Origin of the sequence: Sphingopyxis sp. P1IMeth2, assembly GCF_900185685.1 — a bacterium.
In the GTDB taxonomy this organism is placed as follows: domain Bacteria; phylum Pseudomonadota; class Alphaproteobacteria; order Sphingomonadales; family Sphingomonadaceae; genus Sphingopyxis; species Sphingopyxis terrae_A.
The window spans coordinates 86,369-105,102 of sequence record NZ_FYAT01000013.1 but is presented as its reverse complement, the minus strand read 5'-3'; the positions used below and the strand labels follow the sequence as shown (position 1 = coordinate 105,102).

At 66.2% G+C, this 18,734-nt stretch carries 18 protein-coding genes; 6 read left to right on the top strand and 12 right to left on the bottom strand.

All coding sequences use genetic code 11. The features are described 5' to 3' along the window. Positions 1-31: 31 nt before the first annotated feature. Positions 32-358 carry an ArsR/SmtB family transcription factor gene (locus P1IM2_RS11895; RefSeq protein ID WP_062900661.1) on the top strand — a complete coding sequence of 109 codons (327 nt, stop codon included), beginning with the start codon at positions 32-34 and terminating at the stop codon, positions 356-358. 46 nt (positions 359-404) lie between these two features. On the opposite strand, the gene P1IM2_RS11890 is transcribed toward P1IM2_RS11895, so the two are convergent. Continuing rightward, positions 405-1,511: a fatty acid desaturase family protein gene (locus P1IM2_RS11890; protein ID WP_062900662.1), complete on the bottom strand. Its 1,107-nt coding sequence runs from the start codon at positions 1,509-1,511 to the stop codon at positions 405-407. A 118-nt stretch (positions 1,512-1,629) separates the two neighbouring features. On the opposite strand from P1IM2_RS11890, the gene P1IM2_RS11885 reads away from it, so the two are divergent. The 4 genes from P1IM2_RS11885 (at position 1,630) to P1IM2_RS11870 (ending at position 6,474) form a co-directional block, all read left to right on the top strand. After that, positions 1,630-2,799: an N-acetyltransferase gene (locus tag P1IM2_RS11885; protein ID WP_186402603.1), complete on the top strand. Its 1,170-nt coding sequence runs from the start codon at positions 1,630-1,632 to the stop codon at positions 2,797-2,799. 80 nt (positions 2,800-2,879) lie between these two features. Then, the gene (locus P1IM2_RS11880) at positions 2,880-4,316 is read left to right on the top strand and encodes a DUF1800 family protein (protein ID WP_186402602.1); all 1,437 of its coding nucleotides are present in this window, start codon (positions 2,880-2,882) and stop codon (positions 4,314-4,316) included. A 3-nt stretch (positions 4,317-4,319) separates the two neighbouring features. Then, positions 4,320-5,453: a DUF1501 domain-containing protein gene (locus tag P1IM2_RS11875; protein ID WP_062900665.1), complete on the top strand. Its 1,134-nt coding sequence runs from the start codon at positions 4,320-4,322 to the stop codon at positions 5,451-5,453. Positions 5,454-5,547: 94 nt separating this feature from the next. Further along, the gene (locus P1IM2_RS11870) at positions 5,548-6,474 is read left to right on the top strand and encodes a class II glutamine amidotransferase (protein ID WP_186402601.1); all 927 of its coding nucleotides are present in this window, start codon (positions 5,548-5,550) and stop codon (positions 6,472-6,474) included. 3 nt (positions 6,475-6,477) lie between these two features. On the opposite strand, the gene P1IM2_RS11865 is transcribed toward P1IM2_RS11870, so the two are convergent. The 8 genes from P1IM2_RS11865 to P1IM2_RS11830 form a co-directional block, all read right to left on the bottom strand. Beyond that, a complete protein-coding gene (locus tag P1IM2_RS11865; protein WP_186402600.1) occupies positions 6,478-7,470 on the bottom strand; it encodes a cyclic nucleotide-binding domain-containing protein in 993 nt (330 codons plus the stop codon). Next, positions 7,467-8,237: an exodeoxyribonuclease III gene (gene xth / locus P1IM2_RS11860; protein WP_062900668.1), complete on the bottom strand. Its 771-nt coding sequence runs from the start codon at positions 8,235-8,237 to the stop codon at positions 7,467-7,469. Before xth ends, P1IM2_RS11865 begins: the two co-directional genes overlap by 4 nt. Before the next feature lie 39 nt (positions 8,238-8,276). Beyond that, positions 8,277-8,618 (bottom strand): iron-sulfur cluster insertion protein ErpA, encoded by a 342-nt coding sequence (gene erpA, locus P1IM2_RS11855; RefSeq protein ID WP_040589381.1) that lies wholly within the window; start codon positions 8,616-8,618, stop codon positions 8,277-8,279. Positions 8,619-8,708: 90 nt separating this feature from the next. After that, positions 8,709-9,338, bottom strand: a complete 630-nt coding sequence (locus tag P1IM2_RS11850; protein ID WP_003040511.1) for a M23 family metallopeptidase — start codon at positions 9,336-9,338, stop codon at positions 8,709-8,711. A gap of 184 nt (positions 9,339-9,522) precedes the next feature. Further along, positions 9,523-10,314 carry a ferritin-like domain-containing protein gene (locus P1IM2_RS11845; protein WP_186402599.1) on the bottom strand — a complete coding sequence of 264 codons (792 nt, stop codon included), beginning with the start codon at positions 10,312-10,314 and terminating at the stop codon, positions 9,523-9,525. After that, entirely contained in the window at positions 10,314-10,781 is a 468-nt protein-coding gene (locus tag P1IM2_RS11840) for a peroxiredoxin (RefSeq protein ID WP_186402598.1), read from the bottom strand. Before P1IM2_RS11840 ends, P1IM2_RS11845 begins: the two co-directional genes overlap by 1 nt. Beyond that, complete coding sequence (locus tag P1IM2_RS11835) at positions 10,778-13,480, bottom strand: bifunctional [glutamine synthetase] adenylyltransferase/[glutamine synthetase]-adenylyl-L-tyrosine phosphorylase (protein WP_062900671.1); 2,703 nt, start codon at positions 13,478-13,480, stop codon at positions 10,778-10,780. Before P1IM2_RS11835 ends, P1IM2_RS11840 begins: the two co-directional genes overlap by 4 nt. Positions 13,481-13,534: 54 nt before the next feature. Continuing rightward, positions 13,535-14,329 (bottom strand): response regulator, encoded by a 795-nt coding sequence (locus P1IM2_RS11830; RefSeq protein WP_062900672.1) that lies wholly within the window; start codon positions 14,327-14,329, stop codon positions 13,535-13,537. 211 nt (positions 14,330-14,540) lie between these two features. Between P1IM2_RS11830 and P1IM2_RS11825 the strand changes: the two genes are divergently transcribed. Next, complete coding sequence (locus P1IM2_RS11825; protein WP_156000915.1) at positions 14,541-14,711, top strand: NepR family anti-sigma factor; 171 nt, start codon at positions 14,541-14,543, stop codon at positions 14,709-14,711. A gap of 4 nt (positions 14,712-14,715) precedes the next feature. Here the strand turns inward: P1IM2_RS11825 and tgt are convergent, their stop codons facing one another. From tgt to P1IM2_RS11810, 3 genes are all read right to left on the bottom strand, one after another. Then, positions 14,716-15,840 (bottom strand): tRNA guanosine(34) transglycosylase Tgt, encoded by a 1,125-nt coding sequence (gene tgt, locus P1IM2_RS11820; protein WP_186402597.1) that lies wholly within the window; start codon positions 15,838-15,840, stop codon positions 14,716-14,718. Between the two features lie 89 nt (positions 15,841-15,929). Further along, a complete protein-coding gene (locus tag P1IM2_RS11815) occupies positions 15,930-16,418 on the bottom strand; it encodes a hemerythrin domain-containing protein (RefSeq protein ID WP_003040526.1) in 489 nt (162 codons plus the stop codon). A 64-nt stretch (positions 16,419-16,482) separates the two neighbouring features. Beyond that, positions 16,483-18,666 (bottom strand): bifunctional diguanylate cyclase/phosphodiesterase, encoded by a 2,184-nt coding sequence (locus P1IM2_RS11810; protein ID WP_186402596.1) that lies wholly within the window; start codon positions 18,664-18,666, stop codon positions 16,483-16,485. Positions 18,667-18,734: the final 68 nt, after the last annotated feature.

The window sequence follows — 18,734 nt, the reverse complement described above, 5'->3', positions numbered from 1 at the left end:
GTCGCATTTAATTATGTTATAAATTTATAACATGTCAATCCACGACGATTTCGACCGCATCTTCAAGGCGCTCGCGCACGGCGTGCGGCGGCAGATTCTGGACGATCTGAAGGATCAGCCGCTCACGACAGGGGCGCTGTGCGACCATTTCGCCGATCTCGACCGCTGCACGGTGATGCAGCATCTGAAGGTGCTGGAGGAGGCGGGGCTGGTCATCGCCGAACGTCGCGGCCGCGAACGCTGGAACCATCTGAACGCGATGCCGATCCAGGACATTCACGACCGCTGGATCGGCCCGCATGCCGCAGCGGCGGCCGCGCGGCTTGCGCGGTTCAAGCAGGCTGTCGAAACGCAGTAGAAGCGGTCGCCGCCGGCCTTCTTTCAAGGGCCGACGCGGCCGAAGGTCAGCCGGCTGTTCCCTTGGCCGAGCCTGCGACCAGATTCATCACCAGCTTCGGCAGGCTGCGGTAATTGGCGGCATGATACTGCGAATCGCCCGGCAGTGCCGCCTGCAGGCGGCGGTGCGCCTCGGGCAACGCGTGATAGGGAACGCCGGGCAGCAGATGATGCAGCGCGTGATAGCGCAGTCCCACCGGCGCCCACAGCTCGGGAAGCAGGCCGGGCGGCGGGACGTTGACGCTGTCGAGGAACTGCGCGGTTACGGTCAGCACCTCGCCGTCATTTTCCCACAGATGCGCAACGAGCGTGCGGATCTGGTTGAGCACGAGGCTGGCCGCCGCGATGGCGCCGAAGATCAGTAGCGCGCGTAGCGGCACCCAGCCGAACACGCCCCCCGCAATCAGCAGCGTCGACCAGGCCCAGGCCCCGCCTTCCTGCCATGCCCACTGGCGGCGGAAATCGCCTTCGGGCCGGCGGCGACGGAACATCGGGTTGATGATCATCCCCGAATAGCGCTCCATCACCACGCGGCGAAGCGGCGGGATGACGAACGACAGCGGGGTCAGCACCGCAAAGCGGAAAAGCAGCGCCAGCGGCGCAAAGGCGGCCGCGACGACGAACAGCGGCACCGTCCACGGCTTCATCAGCGCCAGCGGCAGATATTCGGGATCTTCGACCGTGCCATATTTGGTACGGTTATGGTGGAGGCTGTGGATGCCTTCGTAAAGGAAGGAAGGGATAAGCAGCGGGATGCCGACGAGCAGGTTCCACACCAGCCGGAAACCGGGGAGCGCATTTTTGCGGATATGCGTCAGCTCATGGATGAAGCTGCCCGCGCGGTAAAGTGCTACGACGGCGATGAGCGCCGCGGCGAGCATCCATGCGGTCGATGGTGCCAGGATCGCAGCCGCGACACCGGCATAGCCGATGAACGCCGAACCGAGGAAATCGACCCAATAGATGCGCGCGTTCGGATTGACGAGATCGCGCGTCAGCTCCGAGGCCGCGCGGATCATCGCCATATCGTCGGCAATCGCCGATTTGGGGGGCTTGGTGGCCGGGGCCGCGGGGGGAGTCGCGATCCGTTCGGCAGCGGGATTGGTCGTGATCATGCCGGCGTCTTCACCATGATTTCGTGGCAGCATGATGGCCGAATACGGGTCGCCAGCGCCACAGCTATGCCCTAATGCGTCGCCACAAATATAGGCATCGTCATTCAGGAAACCAGCCATGGCCGCACATTCGCAAGGTCCCGTCTCCATCCATCCCGTCAAGGACAAGGCGCACAAGCGCGAATTCGTCGAACTGGCCTTCCGGCTCAACCGCGGCGATCCCGCCTGGGTGCCGCCGCTGAAAAACGAAGCGTTCGACCTGTTGACGCCAGGCAAGAACCCCTGGTTCGAACATGGCAAGGCGCAGCTGTTCCTCGCACGCCGCGACGGCCGCACGGTGGGACGCATTTCGGCGCATGTCGACTTCCTCGCGCTCGAACAGCCGGCGAGCCAGGGCATGGGTCCGGGGACGGGCAATTGGGGGCTGCTGGAGGCCGAGGATGCCGAGGTCGCGCACGCATTGATCGTCAGCGCCGAAGACTGGCTGCGCGGCCAGGGAATGAACCGCGCGCTCGGCCCGCTGTCGATTTCGATCTGGGACGAACCCGGGCTGCTGGTCGAAGGCTTCGACACGCCGCCGACGATCATGCTCGGCCACAACAGCCCGCTCTATCAGGGGTGGATCGAGGCCGAGGGCTATCGCCCGGTCAAGAAGCTGTTCAACTATGCGGTCGACATCGTCGACGGCTTTCCGCCGCTGGTAAACCGCATCGTCGCGGCGGGCGAGAAGAACGAGCGCATCCGCATCCGCCGCGTCGACAAGCGCAAGTTCGATGCCGAGGCGCAGCTGATCATGGGCATTTTGAACGACGCCTGGTCGGACAATTGGGGTTTCGTTCCGCTGACCGACAGCGAAATCGCATATGTCGGCAAGAAGCTGAAGGACATTGTTTTCGAGGATCTGATCCGCGTCGCCGAAGTCGACGGCGAGGCGGTCGCGTTCATGATCGTGCTGCCCGACATCAACGAACTCCTGATCGGGATGGACGGATCGCTGTTCCCCTTCAACTGGGCGCGGCTGCTTTGGTGGCTGCGCAAGCCCAAGAGCAAGCGGCTGCGCGTGCCATTGATGGGCGTGGTCAAGAAGTTGCAGAACAGCCGCATGGCGAGCACCCTCGCCTTCATGATGATCGAATATATCCGCCGCGACGGCGTCGCCAAATATGGCGCCGAGCAGGGCGATATCGGTTGGGTCCTCGACGACAATCAGGGGATGAACGCGGTCGCCGACGCCATCAACGCGACGGTCAACCGCGTGTATCAGCTTTACGACAAGCCGCTGTCCTGACGCGGCGGGCCGCCATTCTGCTGGCATGATTTTGCGACAAAGGGCGGGCAGCTTCGGGGTCTGAACCCGAAGGATGCGCAATGCCCAGCCTTTATCTTGCCGCCAACCGCTTCGGCCTCGGCCGCCGCTTCGACGATCCCGCGACCGACGATCCGCAGGCCTGGCTGCTGCGACAACTTGACGACTATGACCCGGTTCCCGCACCGATCGCCGCCTTGCCCGGCCGCGCCGCCATCGCCGCCGCCTATGTAGAATATCAGGACGACCGGCGAGCGATGCGCCGCAATGCGCCGGATGATGTCGCCCGGAAGGACGGCACAGGCGCGGCGATGGACCCCGAACTGCAACGCCTGTCGCGCTCCGCAATCCGCACCCATTATGTCGATGCGGCCGCCGCGCGGCTTGCCAATGCGGTCGCGACGGCAACGCCCTTCCCCGAACGGCTCGTCCACTTCTGGTCCAACCATTTCGCCGTGTCGGCCGACAAGCTGCCGGTGATCGGTTTTGCCGGCAATTACGAGTTCGAGGCGATCCGCCCGCACATAATGGGCAAATTTTCGGACCTGCTGATCGCGGCGGTGCGGCACCCCGCCATGCTGCTCTATCTCGATCAGGCGCAAAGTTTCGGGCCCGACAGTCCGGTGTCCGATCGCATCCGCGCGCGAGGCCGGCGGCAGGCGCCGGGGCTCAACGAAAATCTGGCGCGCGAGATCATGGAATTGCACACGCTGGGGGTGCGTACCGGCTATACGCAGGCCGACGTCACTGCCTTTGCCAAGGTGCTGACCGGGCTGACCGTCGCCGGGCTTGGCCGCGGCGCCGGGCAGCGGCTGATGCCTGCGGGCGCGGCCGACGGCGACACCGTCTTTATCGCACCGCTGCACGAACCCGGCGCGCAGTCGATCATGGGCAAACGCTACGCGCAGGGTGGCGCGGACCAGGCCGAGGCGGTGCTGCTCGACCTTGCGCGGCATCCGGCGACCGCGCGGCACATCGCCACCAAACTGGCCCGGCATTTTTCCGGCGACACACCGGCCCCCGCGCTCGTCGCGCGGCTCGAGGCCGATTTCCTTCGGACCGGCGGCGACCTGACCTCGCTCTACGGCACGCTCGTCGCCGCGCCCGAGGCATGGGCGGCCGAACCCGCGATGTTCAAATCGCCGTGGGACTGGACCGTATCGGTGATGCGAAGCCTGAAACTGCCGGCGCTTAGCGACCGGCAGAATGTCCCGGCGCTGTTCACCCAGCTCGGCCAGCCGATCTGGCGCCCCGGATCGCCCGCCGGCTATGACGATCTGGTCGCGACCTGGGCCGGATCGGCGGCGATGATGCAGCGCGTCGAGCTCGCCAGCCGGATCGCCGGTCGCATCGGCGACCGCGTCGATGCCCGCCAGCTCGCGCCGCTGATCCTTGCCGACGCCTTGACGACGCAAACCGCGCAGGCGGTCGCCCGCGCCGACAGCCCCGGCCAGGCGCTCGCGCTGCTCTATGCCAGCCCGGCCTTTCTGCGGAGATAGACGATGACCCTCTCGCGCCGCCATATGCTCATTAGCGGACTGACCATTGCCGCCGCCGGAGCGGTCCCGCGCTTTGCCTATGCCGCCGCGGCGACGCCGCGCCGGCTGGTGTTCGTGATCCAGCGCGGCGCCGCCGACGGCCTTGCGATCGTCGCACCGACGGGTGATCCCGCCTATGCCGCGGCGCGCGGCGCGCTCGCCGAAGAGGCCGGCGGCGCGAGCCTCAACGGCCTGTTCACGCTGCACCCGGCGCTTGCCGCCGGCGCCGATCTCTATCGCGCCAAGCAGGCGCATTTCGCGCACGCCGTCGCCACCGCCTATCGCGACCGGTCGCATTTCGATGGTCAGAATGTGCTCGAAGGCGGCGGCTCGCGCCCGTATGAAAAGAGCGACGGCTGGGTCGGGCGACTGCTGACGCTGCTGCCCGCCGCCGAGCGCGAGGCGCTCGCTATCGCGCCGGCGGTGCCACTGGCGCTGCGCGGCAGCGCCCCCGTCGCCACCTACGCCCCTAGCCGCCTGCCGCAGGCCGACGCCGATCTGATCGCGCGGCTGTCGGCGCTCTATGCCGGCGACGCACTGTTGCACCCGCTGTGGGACAGCGCGGTCAAGACACAGGAGCTGGCGGGCGACATCGGCGGCAACAATGGCCGCAATGGTGCCGATCTCGGCAAGCTCGCGGCATCATTGATGCTTCCTGCCGACGGGGCGCGGGCGATGATGATCGAAACCGGCGGCTGGGACACGCACAGCGGTCAGCGCGGGCGGCTGACGGCCCAGCTTCGCGGGCTCGACCAGCTGGTCGGCGCGCTGCAGGTCGGGCTTGGCCCGGCGTGGAACGACACGCTGGTCGTGGTCGCGACCGAATTCGGGCGCACGGTTGCGGTCAACGGCACCGGCGGCACCGACCATGGCACCGGATCGGCGGCGATGTTCTTCGGCGGTGCGCTGGCGGGCGGGGGGCCGGTCGCGGGCGGAATGGTCTCGGCCGACTGGCCGGGGCTGAGCGTCGCGAACCGCCTCGACGGCCGCGACCTCAAACCGACGCGCAGCCTCGAAAGCGTGATCGGCGCCGCGATCGCGCATCACTATGCGCTTGATCCCGCGCGGGTGATGCGGACGCTCTATCCCGACGCCTGAGACTATGGTGCCATCGCGACGGACCCGGCTGACGGCCTTTCATAACGGACCGAATGGTGTAGGCTGAACGCGAAGCAGCGGGCGGGGACCGATCATGTGCCGTGCGATGATGTATCTGGGCGAACCGGTGCAGCTCGACGATCTGTTGTTCAAGCCCGACTCCAGCCTCGTCAATCAGGCCTATATGCCGCGCATGTTGCACATGCTGAATCTCGCCGGGTTCGGGATGATGGCGTGGGATTCTACCAGTTTCGTGCCCGATGTGCCGCACCGTTACCGATCCCCCTCGCTGCCAATTTTCGACGGCAATCTGAAATCGCTGGCGATCAAGACGCGCGCCGAATGTGTGATCGCACATGTCCGCGGGGTGCCCTATTCGACCAGCGTCAAGGTGAGCGAACAGAATACCCACCCCTTTCATTTTCCCGGCGCCGCGGTGGCGATGGCGCATAATGGCGACATCTATCGCATCGGCGATCTCAAGCGCACGCTGGCGGAGGCAATCGCGCCCGACTTGCTCGCGCAGATCTCGGGATCGACCGACAGCGAATGGGTCTATGCGCTGCTGCTATCGCAGCTGGGCGACTGGCGCGCCGAGCCCGCGCCCGATGAACTGGTGGCCGCGGTCCAGCGGACGGTGGATCTGGTCGAGGCGGCGCGGCGCCGGCACGGCATCGCCATCTCATCGAGCTGCGATCTCTTTCTGACCACCGGCCGCCAGATATTGGGGCTGCGCCACTGTTTCGATTTCGGCCATTACCGCACCGGATCGCCCGACCAGCTCCACGAAGCCAATATGAACTTCCTGTCGATGTGGTTCACCACCGGGCGCGACTACGGTTTGCACGATGGCGAGTGGCAAATGGTCGGCGGCGAAGAGGAACCGCGCGCGATCATCATCGCATCCGAACCGCTTTCGTCGAACAGCGCGACATGGATGCCGGTGCCCGAATATGCGATGGTCCACGCGGTTATGGACGGAAAGCGGCCCGATTTCCGGGTGATCCCGCTGGAGCGCTAGCGCCTAAGCGGCGACGGAATGTCCGCGGCGCATCGCCACGATCCGGGCCTCGACCTGATCGAGCGTATCGAGCGCGGTCACGAGATCGGCGTTGACCGACGTACCGAGCTCGCGCGCTAGGCTGTCGCCGGTCGCCAGCAGTTCGGAAAAGATCGCGTGATCGAAAGCCAGCAGCGTGGTCTGCTCGCTGCTACGCAGCACCCGGTCGTGCGGGCTGTCCAACAGCGCGGGGGCCAGCCCGACGAGTTGCCCCGGTCCGGTCACGGTGAGCTGGTAAATGCCCGCGCGATGCGGCAGCGCGCTGCGCACCGCGCCGCGCACGACAAGCCAGATGCACGCGGGATCGCCGCCCGGCGCGGCCAGATCGCGATCGGCGGCCACATCGACACGGCGACCGGCATTCCAGAAAGCGAGCCGCTGGGCCGCGCTCATCGCCGCGCAGCAGGGCAGCCGCGCCAGAAAGGCTTCGGCGGCGAAATCATCTTCGGCGACAGGCGGGAGCGCGCGCTGCGGGCGGGCGGCAAAACTGTCCGGCCAGCGCTCGAGGAGCGCGGCAATGTCGCCGGTCTTCCCCTGGATGCGCTGCGCGATCGCACGGCCGAGGGCCGCCTGCAATTGCAGCGATGCCGGCCGAAGCTGCGCCAGCGCGGCGCGAAATTGTTCGGCCGGCAGGTGCCAGGTCGCCACCGGCCCGCGAGCGATGCCCATCGCCGACCGCCGAAGATCGCGGCCGATCAGCGCCATGTCGCCGATCACCTCGCCCGGCCCGGCCTGGGCCAGCGTGGCGAGCCCGCCACCGGGCAGCCGTTTGCCGATTTCGACGCGGCCGTCCGCGATCAGATAGAGACCGTCGGCGCGCTCGTTCTGGATCAGGATCGCCTCGCCGTCGGCGAAGTGGCGCGGCGCAAAGGCGGTCGCAAGTTCGTCGCGTTCGGCGTCTCCCAGTCCGGCGAAGAGCGGGACGTCCGCCAGTTGATCGGCGGACAGCGGCGTCATGCAAAGGTGGCCCAGGTTGGCGCGTGGTCGCTCGCCTTTTCGCGGCCGCGATACGCCTTGTCGACCTGCGCATCGATCAGGCGGTCGGCCATCGCGGGGCTTAGCAGCAGATGGTCGATGCGGAAACCATGGTCGCGCTGCCACCCGCCGGCCTGATAATCCCAGAAGGTCCAGACATGCCCGGCCGGATGGCGGCTGCGGATCGCATCGGTCCAGCCATCGCCGAGAATTCGGAACCACGCGTCGCGCGATTCGGGCTGCATGAGCGCATCGTCCGCCATGCCGCGCACGTCCCACACATCGTCATCGTGTGGGATGACATTATAGTCGCCTGCCAGGATCGCGGGAATTTCGCTTGCGAGCAGCGCCTTCGCGCGTTCGCGCAGCCGGGCCATCCAGCGCAGCTTGTAATCGAATTTGGGGCCGGGATGCGGATTGCCGTTGGGAAGATAGATCGCCCCGATGCGGACGCCGAAAACATCCGCCTCCAGATAACGTGACTGTTCGTCCTCGGCCTCGCCGGCGAGTCCGCGCTGCACTTCGACCGGATCGGTCCCCTTGGCGAGGATTGCGACGCCGTTGAAGCCTTTTTGCCCGTGATAGAGGAAGCCGTAGCCCGCCGCCTCGATCTCCTTGGTCGGCATCGTTTCGTCGCTCGATTTCAGTTCCTGCAGGCAGACGACATCGGGCTGCGTTTCATCGAGCCATTCGACAAGACGCGGCATCCGCGCCTTGATCCCGTTGATGTTGAAGGTGGCGACTTTCATCGCCCCGCTATGGCAGGAAGCGCGCCGCTTAGAAAGGCGTCAGATCGAGAAGCTGGAGCCGCAACCGCAGCCCGAGGCGGCGTTGGGATTTTCGACCTTGAACGAAGATCCGCCGAGCGAATCGACAAAATCGACGATGCAGCCGCGCAACAGATCGAGGCTGATCGAATCGACCACCAGCTTGACCCCGTCGGTTTCGGTGACGCGGTCATCGGCGTCGATGCTTTCAGCCAGACCGAAGCGATAGGTGAAGCCCGAACAGCCGCCGCCGTCGACTGCAAGGCGCAGTGCAGGTTCCACGCCGCCCTTGCGTTCGGCGATCCAGCGGACGCGCGCCGCAGCGGCGGGAGACAGGGTGATATCGTCGATCTGCGTGGCCATCCTGTGAAGATAGGATTGCTAGCCCCAAAAGAAAAGGGCGCCCCGGCCGCTGGCCTGGGGACGCCCCTCCTCTCCGACCCAGAGAAACTGTTACTCGGGACCGCCCATGGCCAGCTTGTCGCCGGTGAGCGCCGCGATCGTCATCGAATCCGACCGCACGAACGGCATCGGGTTGACCGGTTCGCCGTCGATGCGGACTTCGTAATGGAGATGGTTGCCGGTCGAGCGGCCGGTCGAACCGACATAGCCGATGACATCGCCCTTCTTCACCTGCTGCCCGGGCTGCACGACGAAGGACGACATATGGCCGTAGCGCGTCTCGATCGCGTTGCCATGTTCGATTTCGACATAATTGCCGTAGCCGCCGAGGCGCTGGGCGCGGCCGACAATGCCGTCGGCGGTGGCGTAGATGGGGGTGCCATAAGGCGCCGGAATGTCGACGCCATTGTGACGCGCGAGCTTGCCGGTAATCGGGTGGACGCGCATGCCATACGAAGACGAGAGCGACATCTGCTCGATCGGACGGCGCGACGGGATCGCGATGCCAATATTGGCCGTCAGCCCCGTGTCGAGACGCTTCCACGCCTGAAAAATCGCATAGGCTTCGCTATCGTCGCGCTGCGTCGGTGCCCCCGGGACGCTGTCCTCATCGGGTTCGTCGGGGACGACGATGCCCGCGTCGCTGCTGCCTTCGACCGCATGTGCAGCGGGAACAGTCATGCCTGTCAGTGCCAAGGCACCGAAAACAAGACCAAATCGGAACTTTTGCCCCAGAGAAGCGTTTCGCACGTATCGACCCCGCTATCGCCTTGTCGCCGACCCGTTTTACGGCGGTGTCGGCGCCGGTTGTTTCTCGTGGATGGGATTATTCCCTTGCCCGCGATGGTTACTGCGTGGGCGATCCTTACGAAGCAATAACAGCGTAGTATTCTTGCGTTAAACCGGCATCCCGGCGCGCCGAGTCGTTGAACGGCGGCTTCAGCACCCCGCGAAATCGCGATTTCACGAGGGTTTGCCATGTCGGCGCCGGGGCGAATCCCAATTCGTCGCACATCCAGTTGAACCAGACAGTGCCGGCGCTCACATGCCGGATCTCGTCGGTATAAATGCGCTCCAATATCTTTGCCGAAGCCTCGTCGCCTTGGGCGCGGAAGCGCATGACGGTGGCGGGCGTCACGTCGAGGCCGCGCGCCTCCAGCACCATTGGCACAATCGCCAGCCGCGCGAGCGGATCGTCGGCGGTCGCCGCCGCCGCTTCCCACAGGCCTGCATGGGCGGGCAGCGCGCCATAGTGACTGCCAAGCGTGCGCAGGCGCCGCTCGAGCAGCGCGAAATGCATCGCCTCGTCGGCCGCGACGGCGATCCAGTCATCGACGAAGCCGCGCGGGAAGCAGTCGCCGAAGCGCCCCAACAGATCGACCGCCAGATCGATCGCGACGAATTCGATATGCGCCAGCGCATGGAGCATCGCGATGCGACCCCGCTCGGAGCCGCCCTTGCGGCGGCGCGGCATCTGGTTCGGCGGCAGCAGCGCGGGCTCGGCCGGCCAGGCGGGCTGATCCGGCATCGCCACGTCGCAGCGCTGGGCAAGCGCGCCGCGGCGCCACGCCCGCGCCAACGCCCGCGCCGCGCGGCGCTTGTCGTGCGGGTCCGCCGTCAGCAGGACCGCGCGCGCCGCTTCGCCCAGGCTTTGCATCAGAGCGTCTTTGCCGCCTCCAGCACCGCATCGGCATGGCCCTTCACGCGCACCTTGCGCCATTCGCGGGCGAGCTTGCCATCGGCCCCGAACAGGAAGGTCGAGCGTTCGATTCCCATATAGGTGCGGCCATAATTCTGCTTTTCGACCCAGGTGCCAAAGGCTTCGCACACGCTGCCGTCCTCGTCGGAGGCGAGCCGCACGGTCAGACCATATTTGTCGCGAAACTTGCACAGCTTCGCCGGCGCGTCGCGCGACACCGCGATCACCTGCGCATTCAGATGCGCGAAATCGGGTGCGAGCCGGGTGAAATCCTGCGCCTCGGTGGTGCAGCCCGGCGTATCCGCCTTGGGATAGAAATAGACGACCAGCGGCGCCCCCTTCAGCGCCTTGAGGTCGATCTCTGCGCCGTCGGCATCGGCAAGCGTGCCGGCCGGAATATCGTCTCCGATCGCGAGTGCGCTCATTCGTCCTTCTCCTTCTGGGGCGCGGCGGACCGAATCGCGGCCCACCAGTCGCCGACCTCCTGCCGCGCCGCATCGTGCGCGGCAAGCAGTTGCGGCCAGCCCGGTTCGCCGCAGGCGCTGGCGACCAGTTTGCGCGCCGCCGCGTTGGCGGGGGCGCCTTCGGGCGCGGTCAGTCGCAGCATGACGAGCATCCGCGCAAGCAGCGCATGCGCCGTCCCCATTCCGGTCGGCGCCAATGCCGCTGCTTCCAGGCAGGCGAGCGCGGTCGGGATATGCGGATCGCGACAGCGCCCGCTCGCCAGTTGCTCGGTCTGCATGGCAAATTCCAGATCGACGAGCCCACCGGGGCCGCCCTTGATGTCGAGCGCGCCCTGCGGCGGCTTATGCGCGGCGATCTTATCGCGCATCGTCGCGGCGTCAGCGACGACCGCGGCCCGGTCGCGCGGCGCCGTCAGGACCTTTTCGATCACGCGGCCCACCTCGGCGCGCGCCGCGTCGGAGCCATAGACAGCGCGCGCGCGCAGCAGCGCCATATGCTCCCACGTCCACGCCTCCTCCCGCTGATAGCGGTCGAAGCTGTCGACCGTGACCACCAGCGGCCCTTGCGCGCCCGACGGGCGGAGCCGGACATCGACGTCGTAGAGCTTGCCCGCCGCGGTCGGTACCGACATCGCCGCCGTCACCCGCTGCGCAAGCCGGTTGTAATAGGTCGTGGCGCCGAGCGGCCGCAGCCCGTCCGATTCCGCGAGATGGTCGCCGGTGAACAGATAGATGAGATCGAGGTCGGAGGCATGGGTCAGCGCGCTGCCGCCAAGCCGCCCGAGCGCGAGCACGACCAGTTCGCTGTTCGGAACGCGGCCGTGCGCGACGACGAATTCGGCAACCGTGGCGTCGGCGAGCACCTGCAACGCCGCTTCGGCCAGATCGGCATAACCGCGCGCGACGATCAGCGGGTCGGTCGATCCCGCGATCAGTTGTACGCCATAGGCAAAACGCCGCTCGCCCACCCGGTCGCGCACGCGGTCGAGCAACCGCTCATAATCGAGACCGGCAAGCGTCGGCGCCCATTCGGCGAGCAGTTCGGTCTTGCTGGCCGGTGCCTCGAACGCGCGCGCGTCGATCAGCCCCTCGATCAGCTCGACGCGCGCCGCGAGCGCATCGGAAAGCGCGGGCGCGAGCGCGAGGATGCGCGTCGCGATTTTCGCCAGCGCGGGCTGCGCCGCGAGCAGATGAAAGAAGCCCACCGCACTGGGCAGCCCCCCCACCAGCTTGTCGAAGCGGACGAGCGCCGCGTCGGGATCGGGTGCCGCGCCGAGCGCCCGAACGAGTTCGGGGAGCACCGTCTCCAGCGCCTCGAGTGCTGCCGGGCTGCGCAGCGCGCGCGCCTTGCCGCCGCGCCATTCGGTGATGGTGCGCAGCGCGGCGTCGGGCGGATCGAACCCCGCCGCGGCGAGCGCCCCCGCCAGCTCCCCCTCGCCCATCGGCAGCCCGCGCGCCACCGCGCGTTCGGCCACCAGCCGGTCGTAGACGGCGCCGACATCGGTAACCACAGGTTCGAGCGCGGCGAGCAGCGCGGCGCCGTTGGGCGCTCCGTCGAGCCGCGCCACAGCGTCGAGCGCGACGGGCTGGACCGGCAGGCTGTGCGTTTGCTGATCCTCGATCATCTGCAACCGGTGTTCGATCCGCCGCAGCACCGCATAATGATCGGCAAGCCGCGTCGCGATATCGGCATCGATCCGTCCTGCTCCGGCGAGCGCAGCGAGCGCGTCCACCGTCGCCGGCACGCGCAGCGACGGATCGCGCCCGCCGTAGATGAGCTGGTGAACCTGCGCGAAAAATTCGATCTCGCGAATGCCGCCGCGGCCGCGCTTGAGATCGAAACCCGGGCCGAATGCCTGCCCTTGCGCGAAATGGTCGCGGATGCGGTCGCTCATCGCGCCGATTTCCTTGAGCTGGCGGAAATCGAGGCTGCGCCGCCAGATGAAGGGCTGGATCGCGTCGAGGAAATGCTCCCCGAGCGCGCGGTCGCCCGCCGACGCACGCGAACGGATGAAGGCCGCCTGCTCCCATGCCAGCGCCTCCGACTCATAATAGGATATGGCGGCGCTTTCGGGCAGGACGATCGGCGTCACTTCGGGGTGCGGGCGCAGGCGCAAATCGACGCGCAACACATGGCCATCGGCAGTACGCGCCGACAGGATTTCGACCATCCGCCGCGCGATCCGCACCGCCGCCTCATCGGGGTCGTCGCGCGAGCGGCGCGGCATGGTGTCGGGGTCGAAGATCAGGATCGGGTCGATGTCCGACGAATAGTTGAGTTCGTGGCTGCCGAGCTTGCCGAGCGCAATGACGGCAATCCCGCGCGGCGCCTCTCCGGGGACGCGCTCGGCAAAGGCTGCGGCCAGCGCCGCGTCGCAGGCGGCATCGGCAAAGGCGGAGAGGTGGCGCGTCGTTGCCGCCACATCATGCTCGCCCGACAGATCGCCGAGCGCGAGCAGCAGCGCCGTGCGCCCGCGCCACCGGCGCAGCGCTGGCATGATGTCGTCGTCCGCCGCTGGCAGCGCCACCGGCGGCAGCGCCGCATCGGCCCCATCGGCCAGAAAGCGCGCCACGTCGTCGGGATAAAGCTCCGCGAGCCGCGCGAGAAACGGGGCGTTGGCGGTCAGGCGGTCGAGCGCGGACTGGCGGGCGGCTGTCATCGCCCGCCGCTATCGCCTGCTCAACCGGCGCTCGCAACCCTCACTGACAAAAGGTCAGGCCGGAACGGTGCTTTCGTCAAAGAACAGTACCTGCGAAATCGCGGCGCGGAGCGTGGCCGGCTGATAGGGTTTGGTCAGCAGGAAAGCCGGTTCGGGACGGTCGCCTGTGAGCAGTCGTTCGGGGAAAGCGGTGATGAAGATCACCGGCACGTTCATGCCGGTCAGGATTTCCTGCACCGCCTCGATGCCCGAACTATTGTCGGCGAGCTGAATGTCGGCGAGGACCAGGCCCGGCTTGTGCGTCTGCGCTTCGGCCACCGCCTCGGCGTGGGTGGTCGCCACCGCGACGACGTCGTGCCCCAGATCGCGGACGATCATTTCGATGTCCATCGCGATGATCGGTTCATCCTCGATGATCAGGATGCGCGCGCGCGTCTGGCGTTCGATTTCCTCGGTCGCCTCTGCAATCAGGGCGTTCACGGCATCGGTGTCGCGGCCGATGATCCTCCCTGTATCCTCGGCATCAAAGCCTTCGACCGCGGTGAGCAGCAGCGCCTGGCGTGCGAGCGAGGGGATACGGCGGAGCCGCGCGTCGGCGATCGCGATTTCGGGCGAGGCGCCATCGTCGTTCGCGGCCGCCTGTTCGGCGACGAGGCCGAAATTATCATGGACCATGCGATAGAGCTGGACGCGCAAATCATGATCGAGATCGACTGTGGCCGGGTTGGCCACCAGCGTTTCGAGCAAGCGTGCCACCAGCGCATCGCCCGCCGGCTGGCTTCCGGAAATCGCGCGGCCATAGCGCCGCAGATAGGGAAGATGCGGCGCGATCGCCTGACCCAAGGACATATATTACCTCCACATGCGGACGATGAACCCGCTTGAAAACCCGCAGAATATCGAGGGTCCGGCAAGGAAATGCGTGCGCCCCCGACATAATTTCACTTGATGGGAACGATTTAGCCGCAATTTGGTTTCATAGGGAAGGAACAAACGCGCCATTGCAGTTTGGTGAAGGCGCGGTTAGCAACGGGGCCCATGTCGCAAGGAAGCAACGATAATGACGTCTAAGGCCGGCTCGTCGCCCGAAAAGGCCGCCGGGAAAGACGCCGAGAAAAAGCTCCCCAGAAAGGCGCAGGATGTCAATCTTGCGCTTCGGCGCGCCTATGAGTCGGCGATCGACGAAACGATCCCGCAATCCATGCTCGACCTTCTGAACAAGCTCGACTGATTTTTCAGCGGTGGTATCGCGCCGCGAAATCGCTCTGGAAGGCGGCGAAACAGCCTTCGGCGATGGCGTCGCGCATCGCCTGCATCAACGCCTGATAGAAATGCAGATTATGCTGCGTCATCAGCATGGCGCCCAGCATCTCGCCCGACCGGACGAGATGGTGGAGATAGGCGCGCGACCAGGTCGTGCAGACGGGGCAGTCGCACGACGCATCGAGCGGCCCCAGATCCTCGGCATATTTGGCGTTGCGGATGTTGAGCGGCCCGTCCCAGGTGAAGGCCTGCCCGTTGCGGCCCGAGCGCGTCGGCAGCACGCAATCGAACATGTCGATCCCGCGCGCGACCGCTCCCACCAGATCGTCAGGCTTGCCCACCCCCATCAGATAGCGCGGCTTGTCGGCGGGAAGCTGGCCGGGCGCAAAATCAAGCACCCCGAACATCGCCTCCTGTCCCTCACCGACCGCCAGCCCGCCGATCGCATAGCCGTCGAAACCGATGTCGATTAGCGCCTCGGCCGATCGCGCGCGCAGCTTTTCGTCGAGTGATCCCTGCTGGATCCCGAAAAGCGCCGACCGCGCGGCGTGCGCCTCGCCCGCGTCGAAGCCCACGCGGCTGCGCGCTGCCCAGCGCATCGACCGCTCCATACTCGCCTCGGCGCGCTTGGAATCGACGCCGTTCGGCGGGCATTCGTCGAATGCCATGACGATATCGCTGCCGAGCAGTCGCTGGATTTCCATCGATCGTTCGGGGGTCAGCATGTGCCGCGATCCGTCCAGATGGCTCTTGAACGCCACGCCCTCTTCGCTCTGCTTGGTCAGCGCCGAGAGGCTCATCACCTGATAGCCTCCGCTGTCGGTCAGGATCGGCCGGTCCCAGCCCATGAAATCGTGCAGCCCGCCGAGGCGGGCCATGCGCTCAGCGCCGGGACGCAGCATCAGATGATAGGTGTTGCCAAGAATGATGTCGGCGCCCGTCGCGCGTACTTCGGCCGGGCGCATCGCCTTCACCGTCGCGGCGGTACCCACCGGCATGAAGGCGGGGGTGCGAATATCGCCGCGCTGCATCCGGATCACGCCGGTACGCGCGGCGCCGTCGGTCGCGGCGACCTGAAAAGCGAATCTGTCGGTCATGGCGCGCGCCTATGACGGGGACGGCGCCGAAAGTCGAGGTCAGAGCGCCAAGGACGCCGCAACGCTGTCCGGCAAACAGAGACCTCCGCCTAGGCGCGCTCGTGCTCGCTCGACGGTTCTTCCTCGGCCGCCTTGGCCTTTTCCTTCGGCTTTTCCTTTTCGAAGATGGCGAGCAATTCCTGCTTCTTCGCCTCCGAAAGATCCTTCTCGGCCTCCGGGAACATCTCTTCCTCTTCCTCGTCGATATGATGAAGATAGCGGTCCTTCATCGTGCGAAAGCGGGTGAGCCAGCCGGTCGAGGCAAAATCCATTTCGTAAAGCTCGGTCAGGAAATCCTCGATCTCCTTATGCTCCGACACGCTGTGCTGCGCATCGTCGCGCAGTTCAGGCTTGGCGAGCATCGTCGCATAGAGCGACATTTCCTCCGACGCGGCGTGCGCGGTCACTTCGACGCGGAACGCCTCGAACAAGGTGCGGCGCTCGTCGCTGTCGCCGTGGGTCTCGTCGATGCGTGCCAGCAGGTCGCGGTGGCGGTCGTGGTCGGCCTTCAGCCGCGCGAAAATCTTCGTCTCAGCCATGATGGTCTCCGTTCCGTGAATGGGATCGGAGGTAGAACGACCGACGCGCGGCGCGGTTCCCGGTTCAGGCGGCCTTCCAGTCGCTCGAGGTGCTGAACGCCGGCAGGACGAGCGTATTCGCAGCCTGCTGGCTCGCCGCCGCGATCAGATAGGGGGAGACGCGGTGGCGGGTGCAGAGCCCGCCATTGCCGTCGCTGACCATCGATTGTTCGAATTCGATGCCCTGCTGATGATTGATCGAGCGCCGCACCGTCGCCGTCGCGAGCTGGCCTTCGCCGAAGTCGATCACAAATTGCGTCCCGACCGGAACATCCAGAATTCCCTCGATGAAGGCGCCGGTGCGCGACAGGTTGCGGATCACCACCGCGTAGCGATGATTGTCGTGAATCGCATGCACCTTGCGGAACATCTGGAAGCGGTCGTTGCGCTGACGCGCCGGGCCCGACGGCTTGATCGTCCACGCGCCGCCCTCGGTACGCTCCACCAGTTCGGCATTGGCGACCGGTTTGCTGTAGACATAACCCTGGACGTGACTGACGTTGAGTTTGCGGATCAGGTCGAGCTGATCGAGCGATTCGATGCCTTCTGCCGTCGTTTCCATGTCGAGCGCTTCGGCGAGCGCGACGATTGCCGCAATGATCGCCGCATTGCGCGATCCCTTTACGGTCGCACCGCGCACGAAGCTCTGGTCGATCTTGATCTTGTCGAACGGCGCCGATTGCAGATAGCCGAGCGACGAATAGCCGGTTCCGAAATCGTCGAGCGCCAGCCGCACGCCAAGCGCCTTCAGCGCCGTGAACATCCGCGCCGTCTCGCTGGAATCGGCCAGGAATACGCTTTCGGTGATTTCGAGTTCGAGCCGGTCGGCGGGCAGTCCGGCGTTGGACAGCGCGCTGGTGATAATCTTGGGCAGGTCTCCATTGGCGAACTGGATCGCCGACACATTGACCGCGACACGCAAGTCGCCCGGCCAGCGCGCAGCATCCTCGCACGCCTTGCGCAGCACCCATTCGCCGAGCGGCCAGATCAGATTGGCCTCTTCGGCGATCGGGATGAACAGTGCGGGCGAGATCGGGCCGCGGTCGGGATGGTTCCAGCGCAGCAGCGCCTCGACGCCGGTCACCATATTGCTCTTGGCATTGACGACTGGCTGATAGGTCAACTCCATCTGCCCGCGCGCCAGCGCGTCGCGCAGGTCCTCCTCCAGCGCGCGGCGATCCTCGGCCGATTGATGCAGGTCGCTCGAATAGAAGCGGAACCGGCCGCGCCCGTTGCCCTTTGCGGCATAAAGCGCAAGATCGGCGTTGCGCACCAGATCCTCGCTCGACTGTCCATCGAAGGGCGCGATCGCGACCCCGACCGACGCGCCGATGATGCAGCGGCTGCCTTCGACCGAATAGGGCTGCGACAGGCTGCCGATAATGTCGGCGGCCATATCGCCGAGGCGCCCGCGATCCTCCATATCGGGCAGGATGATCTGGAATTCGTCGCCGCCCAACCGGCTGACCATCTCCTTGTCGCCGACGATCTTGAGCAATCGCTCGGCAACCTGCTTGAGCAGCGCATCGCCCGCCGGGTGACCGAGCGTGTCGTTGACCTGCTTGAAGCGGTCGAGGTCGAGCAGCATGATCGCGCAGCTCCGCTGCTGCTGCGAAAAGGCCGCGAGCGTCGTGTCGAGCTTTTTGGAGATGTGGAAACGGTTGGCGAGTCCGGTCAGCGAATCATAGAGCGCGAGCCGCGAAGCATCCTCGGCCGATCGGCGCTGCGCGGTGATGTCGGTGCCGCTGCCGCGATAGCCGCAGAAATTGCCCCGATCGTCATGGTGCGGCCGCCCCGAAATCGCCCACCAGCGATCATCGCCCTCAAAGGCGCTGCGCAGGGGCAGATCGTCGAATTTGGACTGGCGCGTCAGCAGGAACGGCAGCGTGCGCTGCCGCTCGCCATGGCTTTCGGGCGGCAGGAACAGATCGGTGAGCGGCGTGCCGATCAGTTCGCCGCTCGACCGGCCCATCAGGCGCGCGACGGCATCGGTGATATAGGTCAGCCGGCCCTGGGTATCGGTCGACCAGAACCAGCCGCGGCCGCTTTCCTCGTAATTCTGGAGCAGCAGCAGCGCTTCGCGGGTGTGCAGATTGGGGATCGCTTCAGCGCCCGAACGCGCGGCGCGCGCGCCGAACTTGCCGAGCAAGCCGCGACTACCCGTCGCAGCGCCCCCATCGACATGTTCCCCGTCCCCGCGAAATGGCATGATTACAACGACACTCGTGCTGGTCCCCACTAGCGGAGATATTTGGGGCCAATGCCTTGCCATAATGT

What these genes read in the sequence shown, in the direction of transcription:
- P1IM2_RS11845 (WP_186402599.1), bottom strand. Translation starts at nt 10,314, where the DNA reads ATGCAAAGCCTGGGCGAAGCGGCGCGCGCGGTCCTGCTGACGGCGGAC.
- xth (WP_062900668.1), bottom strand. Translation starts at nt 8,237, where the DNA reads ATGAAAGTCGCCACCTTCAACATCAACGGGATCAAGGCGCGGATGCCG.
- P1IM2_RS11880 (WP_186402602.1), top strand. Translation starts at nt 2,880, where the DNA reads ATGCCCAGCCTTTATCTTGCCGCCAACCGCTTCGGCCTCGGCCGCCGC.
- P1IM2_RS11810 (WP_186402596.1), bottom strand. Translation starts at nt 18,666, where the DNA reads ATGCCATTTCGCGGGGACGGGGAACATGTCGATGGGGGCGCTGCGACG.
- P1IM2_RS11835 (WP_062900671.1), bottom strand. Translation starts at nt 13,480, where the DNA reads ATGACAGCCGCCCGCCAGTCCGCGCTCGACCGCCTGACCGCCAACGCC.
- P1IM2_RS11890 (WP_062900662.1), bottom strand. Translation starts at nt 1,511, where the DNA reads ATGATCACGACCAATCCCGCTGCCGAACGGATCGCGACTCCCCCCGCG.
- P1IM2_RS11875 (WP_062900665.1), top strand. Translation starts at nt 4,320, where the DNA reads ATGACCCTCTCGCGCCGCCATATGCTCATTAGCGGACTGACCATTGCC.
- P1IM2_RS11840 (WP_186402598.1), bottom strand. Translation starts at nt 10,781, where the DNA reads ATGAGCGCACTCGCGATCGGAGACGATATTCCGGCCGGCACGCTTGCC.
- P1IM2_RS11830 (WP_062900672.1), bottom strand. Translation starts at nt 14,329, where the DNA reads ATGTCCTTGGGTCAGGCGATCGCGCCGCATCTTCCCTATCTGCGGCGC.
- erpA (WP_040589381.1), bottom strand. Translation starts at nt 8,618, where the DNA reads ATGGCCACGCAGATCGACGATATCACCCTGTCTCCCGCCGCTGCGGCG.
- P1IM2_RS11865 (WP_186402600.1), bottom strand. Translation starts at nt 7,470, where the DNA reads ATGACGCCGCTGTCCGCCGATCAACTGGCGGACGTCCCGCTCTTCGCC.
- P1IM2_RS11870 (WP_186402601.1), top strand. Translation starts at nt 5,548, where the DNA reads ATGTGCCGTGCGATGATGTATCTGGGCGAACCGGTGCAGCTCGACGAT.
- P1IM2_RS11825 (WP_156000915.1), top strand. Translation starts at nt 14,541, where the DNA reads ATGACGTCTAAGGCCGGCTCGTCGCCCGAAAAGGCCGCCGGGAAAGAC.
- P1IM2_RS11885 (WP_186402603.1), top strand. Translation starts at nt 1,630, where the DNA reads ATGGCCGCACATTCGCAAGGTCCCGTCTCCATCCATCCCGTCAAGGAC.
- P1IM2_RS11850 (WP_003040511.1), bottom strand. Translation starts at nt 9,338, where the DNA reads ATGACTGTTCCCGCTGCACATGCGGTCGAAGGCAGCAGCGACGCGGGC.
- tgt (WP_186402597.1), bottom strand. Translation starts at nt 15,840, where the DNA reads ATGACCGACAGATTCGCTTTTCAGGTCGCCGCGACCGACGGCGCCGCG.
- P1IM2_RS11895 (WP_062900661.1), top strand. Translation starts at nt 32, where the DNA reads ATGTCAATCCACGACGATTTCGACCGCATCTTCAAGGCGCTCGCGCAC.
- P1IM2_RS11815 (WP_003040526.1), bottom strand. Translation starts at nt 16,418, where the DNA reads ATGGCTGAGACGAAGATTTTCGCGCGGCTGAAGGCCGACCACGACCGC.